Source organism: Castellaniella defragrans 65Phen (assembly GCF_000612685.1).
Taxonomy (GTDB): Bacteria; Pseudomonadota; Gammaproteobacteria; order Burkholderiales; family Burkholderiaceae_B; genus Castellaniella; species Castellaniella defragrans.
The window spans coordinates 102,522-114,379 of the sequence record NZ_HG916765.1; the positions used below are offsets into that span (position 1 = coordinate 102,522).

20 protein-coding genes are annotated in these 11,858 nt (G+C 66.3%); all 20 read right to left on the reverse strand.

Annotated elements, in window-relative coordinates; genetic code table 11:
* Window positions 1-66: 66 nt before the first annotated feature.
* Window positions 67-471, reverse strand: coding sequence for a divalent-cation tolerance protein CutA (cutA, locus tag BN940_RS00405; RefSeq protein ID WP_084330427.1), 405 nt, complete (start codon window positions 469-471; stop codon window positions 67-69).
* A 228-nt stretch (window positions 472-699) separates the two neighbouring features.
* A complete protein-coding gene (rplQ, locus tag BN940_RS00410) occupies window positions 700-1,083 on the reverse strand; it encodes a 50S ribosomal protein L17 (protein ID WP_043678910.1) in 384 nt (127 codons plus the stop codon).
* Between the two features lie 148 nt (window positions 1,084-1,231).
* A complete protein-coding gene (locus tag BN940_RS00415; RefSeq protein WP_043678913.1) occupies window positions 1,232-2,230 on the reverse strand; it encodes a DNA-directed RNA polymerase subunit alpha in 999 nt (332 codons plus the stop codon).
* A 180-nt stretch (window positions 2,231-2,410) separates the two neighbouring features.
* Window positions 2,411-3,034, reverse strand: a complete 624-nt coding sequence (gene rpsD / locus BN940_RS00420; protein ID WP_043678916.1) for a 30S ribosomal protein S4 — start codon at window positions 3,032-3,034, stop codon at window positions 2,411-2,413.
* Window positions 3,035-3,044: 10 nt separating this feature from the next.
* Window positions 3,045-3,443, reverse strand: a complete 399-nt coding sequence (gene rpsK, locus BN940_RS00425) for a 30S ribosomal protein S11 (protein WP_043678919.1) — start codon at window positions 3,441-3,443, stop codon at window positions 3,045-3,047.
* A 14-nt stretch (window positions 3,444-3,457) separates the two neighbouring features.
* Window positions 3,458-3,823 carry a 30S ribosomal protein S13 gene (gene rpsM, locus BN940_RS00430; RefSeq protein WP_043678921.1) on the reverse strand — a complete coding sequence of 122 codons (366 nt, stop codon included), beginning with the start codon at window positions 3,821-3,823 and terminating at the stop codon, window positions 3,458-3,460.
* A 33-nt stretch (window positions 3,824-3,856) separates the two neighbouring features.
* Window positions 3,857-3,970, reverse strand: coding sequence for a 50S ribosomal protein L36 (gene rpmJ, locus BN940_RS18145; protein WP_003805360.1), 114 nt, complete (start codon window positions 3,968-3,970; stop codon window positions 3,857-3,859).
* Window positions 3,971-4,001: 31 nt separating this feature from the next.
* Entirely contained in the window at window positions 4,002-4,220 is a 219-nt protein-coding gene (gene infA, locus BN940_RS00435; protein ID WP_043678924.1) for a translation initiation factor IF-1, read from the reverse strand.
* 5 nt (window positions 4,221-4,225) lie between these two features.
* Window positions 4,226-5,551 (reverse strand): preprotein translocase subunit SecY, encoded by a 1,326-nt coding sequence (gene secY, locus BN940_RS00440; RefSeq protein WP_043678927.1) that lies wholly within the window; start codon window positions 5,549-5,551, stop codon window positions 4,226-4,228.
* A 9-nt stretch (window positions 5,552-5,560) separates the two neighbouring features.
* Window positions 5,561-6,001: a 50S ribosomal protein L15 gene (rplO, locus tag BN940_RS00445; RefSeq protein WP_043678930.1), complete on the reverse strand. Its 441-nt coding sequence runs from the start codon at window positions 5,999-6,001 to the stop codon at window positions 5,561-5,563.
* Between the two features lie 10 nt (window positions 6,002-6,011).
* Window positions 6,012-6,197: a 50S ribosomal protein L30 gene (gene rpmD / locus BN940_RS00450; protein WP_043678932.1), complete on the reverse strand. Its 186-nt coding sequence runs from the start codon at window positions 6,195-6,197 to the stop codon at window positions 6,012-6,014.
* 3 nt (window positions 6,198-6,200) lie between these two features.
* Window positions 6,201-6,722 (reverse strand): 30S ribosomal protein S5, encoded by a 522-nt coding sequence (rpsE, locus tag BN940_RS00455; protein WP_043678934.1) that lies wholly within the window; start codon window positions 6,720-6,722, stop codon window positions 6,201-6,203.
* A gap of 9 nt (window positions 6,723-6,731) precedes the next feature.
* Window positions 6,732-7,097, reverse strand: coding sequence for a 50S ribosomal protein L18 (rplR, locus tag BN940_RS00460; RefSeq protein ID WP_043678937.1), 366 nt, complete (start codon window positions 7,095-7,097; stop codon window positions 6,732-6,734).
* A 21-nt stretch (window positions 7,098-7,118) separates the two neighbouring features.
* On the reverse strand, window positions 7,119-7,652 hold the full coding sequence (gene rplF, locus BN940_RS00465) for a 50S ribosomal protein L6 (protein WP_043678940.1): 534 nt from the start codon (window positions 7,650-7,652) through the stop codon (window positions 7,119-7,121).
* Window positions 7,653-7,665: 13 nt separating this feature from the next.
* Window positions 7,666-8,061 carry a 30S ribosomal protein S8 gene (gene rpsH / locus BN940_RS00470; protein WP_043678943.1) on the reverse strand — a complete coding sequence of 132 codons (396 nt, stop codon included), beginning with the start codon at window positions 8,059-8,061 and terminating at the stop codon, window positions 7,666-7,668.
* Window positions 8,062-8,072: 11 nt separating this feature from the next.
* Window positions 8,073-8,378: a 30S ribosomal protein S14 gene (gene rpsN, locus BN940_RS00475; protein ID WP_043678946.1), complete on the reverse strand. Its 306-nt coding sequence runs from the start codon at window positions 8,376-8,378 to the stop codon at window positions 8,073-8,075.
* A gap of 9 nt (window positions 8,379-8,387) precedes the next feature.
* Window positions 8,388-8,927, reverse strand: a complete 540-nt coding sequence (rplE, locus tag BN940_RS00480) for a 50S ribosomal protein L5 (protein ID WP_043678949.1) — start codon at window positions 8,925-8,927, stop codon at window positions 8,388-8,390.
* Between the two features lie 14 nt (window positions 8,928-8,941).
* Window positions 8,942-9,262 carry a 50S ribosomal protein L24 gene (gene rplX, locus BN940_RS00485; protein WP_043678951.1) on the reverse strand — a complete coding sequence of 107 codons (321 nt, stop codon included), beginning with the start codon at window positions 9,260-9,262 and terminating at the stop codon, window positions 8,942-8,944.
* A gap of 10 nt (window positions 9,263-9,272) precedes the next feature.
* Window positions 9,273-9,641, reverse strand: coding sequence for a 50S ribosomal protein L14 (gene rplN / locus BN940_RS00490; RefSeq protein WP_043678954.1), 369 nt, complete (start codon window positions 9,639-9,641; stop codon window positions 9,273-9,275).
* A gap of 289 nt (window positions 9,642-9,930) precedes the next feature.
* Window positions 9,931-11,829: an EAL domain-containing protein gene (locus BN940_RS00495; protein WP_084330428.1), complete on the reverse strand. Its 1,899-nt coding sequence runs from the start codon at window positions 11,827-11,829 to the stop codon at window positions 9,931-9,933.
* Window positions 11,830-11,858: the final 29 nt, after the last annotated feature.

The window sequence follows — 11,858 nt, forward strand, 5'->3', positions numbered from 1 at the left end:
GAATACGGCGGCTGCGACGGATGCAGCGGATACGGCGATGCGGCGGATGCAGGCCCCGCGGGCCTCTCAGGCCTCGCGGGTGGCGGCCTGGATGGCGGGCCGGGTGGACTGGGCGACCCAGTCCAGGTAGGCCCGGCTGCCCGCGGGCACGCCCAGCACCATGAATTCGGGGATCTCGTAGGGATGCAGCACGCACAGCCGCTCGTAGAGAGCCGGCAGCGTGTCCGCCGTGGTCTTGAACAGGAGCTGGACCTCGTCCGTGCCTTCGAGTTCCCCCTGCCACAGGTACATGGAGACGATGGCCGGCCCCACCTGGGCACAGGCCACCAGCGATTCCTCGACCAGCACGTGCGCGATGCGCTTGGCCAGCAGTTCGTCGGGCGCCGTGCTGAGCACCACCACGGTGTCGGTCGGTGCGCCGTCCTGGCGCACGACCAGGGCGGGATTGCCGCCAGGTGTCTGATCTTTCATGGCTTTCGGGCGGTGTGGGTATTGGACTCATTGTACCCGCGGCGCGCACCGGACGCGGCATCCGGCGGCGCGGCATGCCCAGGTGTCTTGATCCCCGTCATGCCGGAGGACGGGCCGCACCGCGCGCCTGCGGCCCGCAATGCAAAACGGGCCCCCTGGAGGGCCCGTTCGCCGCATCGCCGCCACGGAGAGCGGCGGGCGAGAGGCCTGGAGGACTGCCTGGACGGCTTATTCGCCGGCCGGCGCCTCGGCTTCGGGACGGTCGACCAGTTCCATGTAGGCCATGGGGGCGTTGTCGCCCTGGCGGAAGCCCATCTTCAGCACACGGGTGTAGCCGCCGTTGCGCGCGGCGAAGCGCGGCCCGATGTCGTTGAACAGCTTGGTGACGGCGTCGCGGTCGCGCAGGCGGGCGAAGGCCAGGCGGCGGTTGGCCAGCGTGGGGTTCTTGCCCAGGGTGATCAGGGGCTCGACCACGCGGCGCAGTTCCTTGGCCTTGGGCAGGGTGGTCTTGATGGCTTCGTGGGTCAGCAGGGACACCGCCATGTTGCGGAACATGGCCAGACGGTGGCTGCTGGTGCGGTTCAGTTTGCGAAGGCCGTGACGATGGCGCATTTCGATTTCCTTTTGAATCTATGGAACCCGGATCTTCTATCGGACGAGCCGCGGCCCGGGTGGGGTTGGATCCCGGCCGCCGAAACGGCCAGGGCGGGATGTTAGCACGCGCGCGGCCTCGGTGGCCGCCCGCGCGCCGGTGCTGCGATCAGGGGCGTTCGAGGCCGACGGGCGGCCAGTTTTCCAGCTTCATGCCCAGGGTCAGGCCACGCGCGGCCAGGACTTCCTTGATCTCGTTGAGCGACTTGCGGCCCAGGTTCGGAGTCTTGAGCAGCTCGTTTTCCGTGCGCTGGATCAGGTCGCCGATGTAGTAGATGTTTTCGGCCTTCAGGCAGTTGGCCGAACGCACCGTCAGCTCCAGGTCGTCGACCGGGCGCAGCAGCACCGGATCGATCGGCGCCGACGTGCCGGTCGAGGAGATGCTGGTGGTCAGCTGGCCGGCGTCCTTGTCGGCCAGCGACACGAACACGGAGATCTGGTCCATCAGGATGCGGGCCGACTGGCGCACGGCTTCCTCGGGACTGATGACGCCGTTGGTCTGCACGTCCAGCACCAGCTTGTCCAGGTCGGTGCGCTGCTCGACGCGGGCGTTTTCCACGGCGTAGCTGACGCGGCGCACGGGGCTGAAGGAGGCATCCAGCACGATCTGGCCGATGGTGGCCGAACGGTCGTCCACCAGGGCGCGCACGTTGCCCGGCACGTAGCCGCGGCCCTGCTCGACCTTGATCTGCATTTCCAGGCGGCCGTTGTCCGTCAGGGTGGCGATCAGGTGGTCCGGATTGATGATCTCGACGTCGTGCGGCAGTTCGATGTCGCGGGCGCGGACTTCACCGGGGCCCTGCTTGTTGAGCTGCAGCGTGACTTCGTCGCGGTTGTGCAGCTTGAACACCACGCCCTTGAGGTTCAGGAGGATGTCGACGACGTCCTCGCGCACCCCGGCGATCGTGGAGTATTCGTGCACCACCCCGCTGATCTGGACTTCCGTGGGGGCGTAGCCCGACATGGAGGACAGCAGGATGCGGCGCAGGGCGTTGCCCAGCGTGTGGCCGTAGCCGCGCTCGAAGGGCTCCATCACGACCTTGGCGTGATGCGCGCCCAGGGTTTCGACGGAGATGGTGCGGGGTTTCAGAAAACCTTGTGCGGACATGGATGTTCCTTTTCAATACCCTCGGCTCGTTACACCGATAAGGCTGACGGACATGAAGAACCGGCGGCAAAGCCGGGGAAGACCACAGCCCACCCCGGGCGCGCGCCTGGGCGTGGGCTGGCGGACGGCCTCCGGACGCGGGCCGGAGACCGCGCGGTGGCGCGAGGCCACCGGGATCGATCAGCGGGAATACAGTTCCACGACCATGGATTCGTTGACGTCGTGGGCGACGTCGGCACGATCCGGGGCCTGCTTGAACACGCCCGACAGCTTGGCGGCATCGACCTCGACCCACTGGGGCAGGCCGTTGCCGGTCGCCAGTTCCAGGGCTTCCTTGATGCGGGACTGGTTCTTCGCCTTTTCGCGCACGGCGACCACGTCGCCGGCCTTGACCAGCATCGAGGCGATGTCGGCGGTACGGCCGTTCAGCTCGATGGCGCGGTGGTTGACCAGCTGGCGCGCCTCGGCGCGGGTGGAGCCGAAGCCCATGCGGTAGACGACGTTGTCCAGGCGCGATTCGAGCAGCTGGATCAGCGTCTCGCCGGTGTTGCCGCGGCGGCGGTCGGCTTCGGCGAAGTACTTGCGGAACTGCTTTTCCAGCACGCCGTACATGCGCTTGAGTTTCTGCTTTTCACGCAGCTGCAGGCCGAAGTCGGAAGTGCGCGAACCCGAGATGCGGCCGTGCTGGCCGGGCTTGGATTCGAGCTTGCACTTGGAATCCAGCGAACGGCGGGCGCTCTTCAGGAACAGGTCGGTGCCTTCGCGGCGCGAAAGCTTGCATTTGGGTCCAGTGTAACGAGCCAAGATGATCCCCTTAGATACGACGACGCTTGGGCGGACGGCAGCCGTTGTGCGGCACCGGCGTGATGTCCGAAATGCTGGAGATCTTGATCCCCAGGGCATTCAGGGCGCGCACGGACGATTCGCGGCCGGGGCCGGGGCCCTTGATGCGGACTTCCAGCGTCTTGATGCCGTATTCCTGGGCCACGCGGCCGGCGGATTCGGCGGCCACCTGGGCGGCGAACGGCGTCGACTTGCGCGAGCCCTTGAAGCCGGCGCCACCGGACGTGGCCCACGACAGGGCGTTGCCCTGGCGGTCGGTGATGGTGATGATGGTGTTGTTGAAGGACGCGTGGACGTGGGCGATCCCGTCGGACACGTTCTTCTTGACTTTCTTGCGGACGCGCGCGGCGCCGCTCTGAGCTTTCGCCATGTTCTTTCCTCGGGTTATTTCTTCAGGGACGCTGCGGCGCGACGCGGACCCTTGCGGGTGCGGGCGTTGGTGCGGGTGCGCTGGCCGCGCACCGGCAGGCCGCGCTTGTGGCGCATGCCACGGTACGTGCCCAGGTCGATCAGGCGCTTGATCGACAGCTGCACTTCGCGGCGCAGGTCGCCTTCGATCGTGTAGCCGTTGATCTGTTCACGGATCTTTTCCAGTTCCTCGTCGGTCAGATCCTTGATCTTCTTCGAGTACTCGATGCCGGTCGCTTCGCAGATCTTGCGGGCGCGGGTGCGGCCGATGCCGAAGATGGCCGTCAGACCGATCTCGGCGTGTTGGTGCGGCGGAATATTGATGCCAGCAATACGGGCCATGACTGTTCCTCGTGAATTCCGTGGTGCCCGGCCTTAGCCTTGGCGTTGCTTGTGACGCGGGTCGGTGCAGATGACGCGCACCACGCCGTGACGTTTGATGATTTTGCAGTTGCGGCAGATCCGCTTTACCGATGCCATTACCTTCATGGTGATCTCCTGGTTCTTGACCGGCCGCTACCTACTTGGAGCGGAAAACAATCCTGGCGCGCGACAGGTCATAGGGCGTGAGCTCCACTGTGACCTTGTCGCCCGGAAGGATCCGGATGTAGTGCATACGCATCTTGCCCGAAATGTGGCCCAGCACCATGTGGCCATTTTCCAGCTTGACGCGGAACGTTGCGTTGGGAAGGTTTTCGATGACCTCCCCTTGCATCTGGATGACGTCGTCCTTGGACATGTTGTTCAGCGCATGGGTAGGCCCGCGGCGCCCTTGAAGTTCGCCTTCCGGAGCAGCGAGTCGTACTGTTGGGACATCATGTAAGCCTGCGCCTGCGCCATGAAATCCATCGCGACGACGACGATGATCAGCAGGGACGTGCCGCCGAAATAGAAGGGCACGTTCCAGCGCATCTGCATCAGCTCGGGCAGCAGGCAGACCAGCGTGACATAGATCGCGCCCGACAGCGTCAGCCGCATGAGGATCTTGTCGATGTAGCGCGCGGTCTGCTCGCCGGGACGGATGCCGGGCACGAAGGCGCCGCTCTTCTTCAGGTTGTCCGCCGTCTCGCGGCTGTTGAACACCAGCGCCGTGTAGAAGAAGCAGAAGAAGATGATCAGGCCGGAATACAGCGTCACGTACAGCGGCTGCTGCGGCGACAGGGCCGCGGCCAGGTCGCCCAGCCAGCGCATGTTCGGGTTGCTGGAGAACCAGCTGGTGACCGTCGCAGGCAGCAGGATGATCGACGAGGCGAAGATCGGCGGGATCACGCCGGACATGTTCAGCTTCAGCGGCAGGTGCGAGGACTGGCCGCCGTAGAGCTTGTTGCCCACCTGGCGCTTGGCGTAGTTCACCGTGATGCGGCGCTGGCCGCGCTCGACGAAGACCACGAAGTAGGTCACGCCCACCACCAGGGCGAGGATGAACAGCGCCGACAGGATGGACATCGAATCCGTGCGCACGAGATCGAGCATGCCGCCCAGCGCGCCGGGCAGGCCGGCGACGATCCCGGCGAAGATCAGCAGCGAGATGCCGTTGCCGAGGCCGCGCTCGGTGATCTGCTCGCCCAGCCACATGATGAACATGCTGCCGGTGACCAGCGTCACGATCGTGGTGAAGCGGAACAGCAGGCCCGGGTCGATGACCAGGCCGGGCTGGGATTCCAGCGCCACCGAGATGCCGATCGCCTGGAAGGTCGCCAGGAACACCGTGCCGTAGCGGGTGTACTGGGTGATCTTGCGCTGCCCGGACTGGCCTTCCTTCTTGATGGCTTCCAGCGCGGGCACCACCACCGCCAGCAGCTGCATGATGATGGCCGCCGAGATGTACGGCATGATCCCCAGCGCCAGCACGGAGAAGCGCTCCAGGGCGCCGCCGGAGAACATGTTGAACAGCCCCAGGATGCCGCCCTGGTTCTGCTGGAACAGGTCGGCCAGCGCGTCCGGATTGATGCCGGGCACGGGGATGTGGGTCCCCAGGCGGTAGACGATCAGGGCGAGCACGAGGAACAGGATGCGGCGCTTGAGGTCGCCGTATCCCGCACTGGGCTTATGTGCCTGAGCTTTGGCCACAGCCGCCCCTTACGCCAGCGATCCGCCGGCCGCTTCGATCGCGGCGCGGGCGCCGGCCGTCGCATTGATGCCGCGCAGGGTGACCTTGCGCGACAGTTCGCCGGTCTTGATGACCTTGACCGTGCGGACCAGCTCGCCCACCAGGCCGGCGGCCTTCAGGACCTGCAGATCGATTTCGTCGACCGGCAGCGCCTGGAGGTCCGACAGACGGACTTCGGCGAACAGGTGGCGGCCCAGCGGCGTGAAGCCGCGCTTGGGCAGGCGGCGCTGCAGCGGCATCTGGCCGCCTTCAAAACCGACCTTGTGGAAACCGCCCGCGCGGGACTTCTGGCCCTTGTGGCCACGGCCGGCGGTCTTGCCCAGGCCGGAGCCGATGCCGCGGCCCACGCGGCGGCGGGGGCGCTTGGCGCCTTCGGCGGGGGCGAGCGTGTTCAGTTGAGTGACGGACATCTGAATTCCTTTAGGCTTCCGAGACGGTGACCAGATAATCCACCTTGCGGATCATCCCACGGACCTCGGGCGTATCGACCAGGACGCGGCTGCTGTTCACCTTGCCCAGGCCCAGGCCGCGCACGGTGGCGCGGTGGGACTTGTGCGTGCCGATGACGGAGCGCACGAGCGTGACTTTGATTTGCTTCTGTGCCATGTCTTATCCCAGGATCTCTTCGACGGTCTTGCCGCGCTTGGCCGCGACTTCCGCGGGCGTGGAGCAGGCGCGCAGGCCGTTGAGGGTCGCACGGACCATGTTGTACGGGTTGCTCGAACCGAGGCTCTTGGCCACGACGTTGCGCACGCCCATGACTTCAAAGATCGCGCGCATCGGGCCGCCGGCGATCACGCCGGTCCCTTCCGCGGCGGGCGAGATCAGCACCGTCGAGGCGCCGTGCTTGCCGACCACGGTGTGGTGCAGCGTGCCGTTCTTCAGGGCCACCTTGAGCAGGCCGCGGCGGGCCTGTTCCATGGCTTTCTGGACGGCGACCGGCACTTCGCGGGCCTTGCCCTTGCCCATGCCGATGCGGCCGTCGCCGTCGCCGACCACGGTCAGCGCGGCGAAGCTCATGGTGCGGCCGCCCTTGACGACCTTGCTGACGCGGTTGACCGCGATCATCTTTTCACGCATGCCATCGTCGCGTTCCTGCTCCGGGGCGTGCTTGCCTTGTGCTTTAGCCATGTGATTCCCTTAGAACTTCAAGCCGGCTTCACGCGCGGCTTCGGCCAGCGCCTTGACGCGGCCATGGTAACGGAAGCCCGAACGGTCGAAGGCGACGAGTTCGATGCCGGCAGCCTTGGCCTTCTCGGCCACGCGCTTGCCGACCAGGCTGGCGGCGGCGGCGTTGCCCCCGTTGGCCTTCTGGCTGGCGAGTTCCTTGCGGACTTCGGGCTCGAGCGTCGAGGCGCTGACGAGCACGCGGTCGCCTTCCGGCGAAATGATGTTGGCGTAGATGTGCAGATTCGTGCGATGCACCGCCAGGCGATGCACGCGCAGCTCGTGAATCTTGCGGCGGGTGGCCGCGGCACGACGCAAACGGGAAGTTTTCTTGTCCATGATTCGTCCTTGCCTGCGTGCTTACTTCTTCTTGGTTTCTTTCAGGATCACGCGTTCGTCCGCATAGCGCACGCCCTTGCCCTTGTAGGGCTCGGGTTCGCGGTAGGCGCGGATTTCAGCGGCGACCTGGCCGACGACCTGCTTGTCGGCGCCCTTGACCACGATTTCGGTCTGGGTGGGGCACTCGATCTTGATCCCGTCGGGGATGTCGTGCAGGATGTCGTGCGAGAAGCCCAGCTGCAGCTTCAGGGCGTTGCCCTGGACCTGAGCGCGGAAGCCCACGCCGACCAGGGTCAGGCGGCGTTCAAAGCCGGTGCTGACGCCCGTGACCATGTTGCTCACCAGCGCGCGCACGGTACCCGACATGGCGTTGGCCTGGCGGGAGTCGTTGGCGACGGCGAAGGTGAGCTGGCCGTCTTCCTGGGAAACCCGGACGTTGCCGTCCAGGGACTGGGTCAGGGTGCCCAGCGGGCCCTTGACGACGATCTGCCCGGCGCTGATGGTGGCTTCGACGCCTTTCGGCAGCGCGACGGGGTATTTGGCGATGCGTGACATGGTTGGAATCTCCTTATGCCACGTAGCAGAGCACTTCGCCGCCGACGCCGTTGGCGCGGGCCTTGCGGTCCGTCATGACGCCGCGGGGGGTCGAGACGATCGCCACGCCCAGGCCGTTCATGACCTGGGGAATGGCGGTGCTGCTCTTGTAGATGCGCAGGCCGGGACGCGAGACGCGGTCGATGCGCTCGATCACCGGACGGCCGGCATAGTATTTCAGGGTGATTTCCAGCTCCGGCTTGGCCTGTTCGCCGCCGATGCGGAAATCCTCGATGTAGCCTTCGTCCTTCAGCACGGCGGCAATGGCCGCCTTCAGCTTGGAGGAGGGCATGGAAACCGACGTCTTGTTGACCATCTGCGCGTTGCGCACGCGGGTCAGCATATCGGCGATGGGATCGCTCATGCTCATGTGTGATTCTCCTACCAGCTGGCCTTGGTCATGCCGGGCACTTCGCCGCGCATGGCCATTTCACGCAGTTTGTGGCGGGTCAGCCCGAATTTGCTGAACACGCCGCGGGGGCGGCCCGTCACCACGCAGCGGTTGCGCTGGCGGGTGGGGTTGGCATTGCGCGGCAGCTGTTGCAGCGCCAGGCGAGCCTGATAGCGTTCTTCGTCGGTCTTGGACTGGTCGGCGATGATCGCCTTCAGCGCGGCGCGCTTGGCGGCGAATTTCTCGGCCAGCTTGGCGCGCTTGATGTCGCGATTGATGAGGGATAGTTTTGCCACGTCAGCCCCTTAGTTGCGGAAGGGGAAGCTGAATGCGCTCAGCAGCGCCTTGGCTTCCTCGTCGGTCTTTGCGGTGGTGGTGATGCTGATGTTCATCCCGCGCACGGCATCGATCTTGTCGTATTCGATTTCCGGGAAGATGATCTGCTCTTTCACACCGATGTTGTAGTTGCCGCGGCCGTCGAAGGCACGGCCCGACACGCCGCGGAAGTCGCGCACGCGGGGCAGGGCGATCGAGATCAGGCGATCCAGGAATTCGTACATGCGCTGGCCGCGCAGGGTGACCATGCAGCCGATCGGGTAGTCCTCGCGGATCTTGAAGCCGGCGATGGCCTTGCGGGTCTTGGTGATCACGGGCTTCTGGCCGGCGATCTTGGTCATGTCGCCGACGGCGTTCTCGATGACCTTCTTGTCGGCCACGGCCTCGGACACGCCCATGTTCAGGGTGATCTTGGTGATGCGGGGAACCTGCATCACCGACTGGTAGCCGAATTTCGCCTGCAGGTCGGCAGCGACCTTGGAGCGGTAGAAATCTTGTAAACGAGCCATTTTATGCGCGCCCCTTATGCCTTCGCGCCAACGACGGCGCCGTTGGAGCGGAAAATGCGAACCTTGGCGCCGTCCACGACCTTGACGCCGACGCGGTCGCCCTTGCCGGTTTCAGGGTTGTAGAGCGCCACGTTCGAGATGTGGATGGGCAGGGTCTTGTCGACGATGCCGCCGGGCGTGCCCGCCATGGGATTGCCCTTGGCGTGCTTCTTCACGACGTTGATGCCTTCGACCAGCACGTGGTCGGCGCCGACGCGGGCCAGCACGGTGCCGCGGCGGCTGCGGTCGCGGCCGGACAGCACGATGACTTCGTCGCCTTTGCGAATGTTTTGCATGATCGGCTCCTTACAGCACTTCGGGCGCCAGGGACACGATCTTCATGAACTTCTCGGTGCGCAGTTCGCGCGTGACCGGTCCGAAGATGCGCGTGCCGATGGGCTCGAGCTTGGCGTTGAGCAACACGGCCGCGTTGCCGCCGAAGCGGATCAGCGAGCCGTCCTTGCGGCGGACGCCCTTGGCGGTACGCACCACCACGGCGTTGTAGATTTCGCCCTTCTTGACGCGCCCGCGGGGGGCCGCTTCCTTGACGGACACCTTGATGACGTCGCCGATGGCGGCATAACGGCGCTTGGAGCCGCCCAGCACCTTGATGCACATCACAGAACGCGCACCCGTGTTGTCGGCCACGTCCAGCGTGGTCTGCATTTGGATCATGATTTTTCCTGTTCCAACTTAACAACGAAGCCCAGGGCATGAATCCCCGGCCACGCAGCCAGTTTTGGTCCCGTCAGGCATACTTGGCAGCCGCTTGGGTTGCCAATCGGATCGGCCAAGCACACCCTGGGTTGAAATTCGAGAACTTCCACTGCCCTGCGCGCGGCCCACGGATCCAGGCGGACTCATGGCAAACCACACCCTATAGGGCAAGACGGCCATTATAGGATGCCGATGCGGGCTTGGCAAGCACGATCTGCAAAAAACCGACACCGCCCGGGGCGGGCGGTCAGGCGGCGCGCGGCAGCGCCCCGTATTCGATCACCATGCGGCGGGTGCCGGGGTCGTCCGCATCGTCCACATAGACGCGCATGCCCATGCCGATGGCGGTTTCGGTGACGGCCACCATCATCTGCACGCCGCCCGGGCTGGCCAGCAGCTCGCGCACGAAGTTGCCGCCCAGCTTCACGTAGGCGAAATCGACCTCGTGGATCTGGCGCAGGGCGTCGGGCTGCTGGTCCAGGCCGCGCAGCCCGACGTGCATGCCGGCCTGGATGATGCCCCGGGCGAAGGTCCGGAAGGCCTCCAGGTGGCGGCTCAGGCCGTAGGCGTCCAGCTCCACCGCCAGGCGCTGCAGCAGGGCGGGATCGGCGTTGCCGCAGATCTGGCGGATTTCCTCCAGGTGCTGGGCGTCCAGGATGGTGGCGATCGACATGCGGATGACCAGCACGCCGTCGTGCTCGCCCAGCCAGTTCAGCGCCAGGCACAGCGCGCGCATGTCGCAGGCCGGGGACAGGCCCAGGCGCGCGGCGGCCGGCATGAAGAGGAAGCCGGACATGAGCGGCTGGTCCGGGTCGTCCTCGCGCAGGGTCAGCGCGGCCTCGTGGCGCTCGGGGATGTCGTCGCCCTCGTACTGGACGCGGCGCACGTCCAGCGACAGGCGGTCGTGATCCAGCGCCTGGGTGATCAGGGTGCGCCAGGACGCCTCGCCCATGAGCAGCTCGCCGTCCTCGTGGTCGGCGTAGGACAGGAATTCGATTTCCTCGTGGCCGGCGCTCTCGGCGCACATCAGGGCCTGGTCCAGGCGCGTCAGGATTTCCTTGGTGGTGCACTGCATGGTGTAGTCCGTCAGGGCATAGGCCCAGCGCGACAGGTTGTGGCTGTCGAGCTTGACCCGCAGCGTCTCGAGCAGCTCGCGCAGCCTCTGCACCGGACGCATGACCTCGGGGCCGCCGCCCACGGGGAACAGCACCACGAAATCGCTGCCGGTCAGCCGGGCGGGCAGCGCGCGCACCTGCGGGGTTTCGTTCAGCAGCTCGATGACGCGCCGCCCCAGCAGCCGCAGCCAGTCGTCCAGCTCCTGGCGTTCGGTCTGGTTCTGCAGGCGCGCCATGTCGCGGCTGCGCACCAGCAGCACGTAGCCGCTGACCGCGCCCTGGCGCGAGTCGTCGCGCAGCATGCGCTTGAGTTCGTTGAGGAAATAGCTGCGGTTGGCCAGACCGGTCACCGGGTCGCGGTTGAGCTCGATTTCCAGCCGCTCGATGCGCGCCATCTGTTCGTCCATCGTGGGCGCGATGCGTTCGCGGACGTCGTCCATGAGCTCGGCGTCCTCGACCGGCTCGGTGCGCTTGATCTTGATCTCGGGCGCGTCGGCCACCGCGGCGGTGGCCAGCTCGCGCCGCACCCGCGCCACCAGCGCGACCACGAACAGGGCCCAGAAGGCCGCCAGCCCCAGGGCCAGCCAGGTCCATTGCTGCACGTGCGTCCAGAGCGCATCGCGCGCGGGCCCCGCATCCAGGGTCAGCCGCAGCGTGCCGACGCCGGCGACCTGGCGGGAAGCCTGGTGGGGCTGGATGTCGGCCAGGGCGGCGAACCAGCCCGGCGCGTCTCCCGCGGACCGGCCCGGGCGGCGCGACTGGAAGCCGGCGGCCGCCGGATCGTCCGGCGCGAGCGCCAGGTCGGCGTAGCGCCCCTGCTGGAAGGCCGCATCCAGCACCCGCCGGCGCGCGGCCTCGTCGGGCTGGGCGGCGACCAGCAGGGCCAGCGTGGCGGCGGCGTTTTCGCTGTCGGTCTGCAGCTGGGCGTCGAGCCGGCGCTCCATCAGGCTGGTGCCCATCGCCAGCATGCCTACAAGGATACAGGCGATGACCAGGGATGAAATCACCAGCAGCTGTCGCACGGAAGCCATCGCGTACCTTCTAGACCAGGGAAACTAAC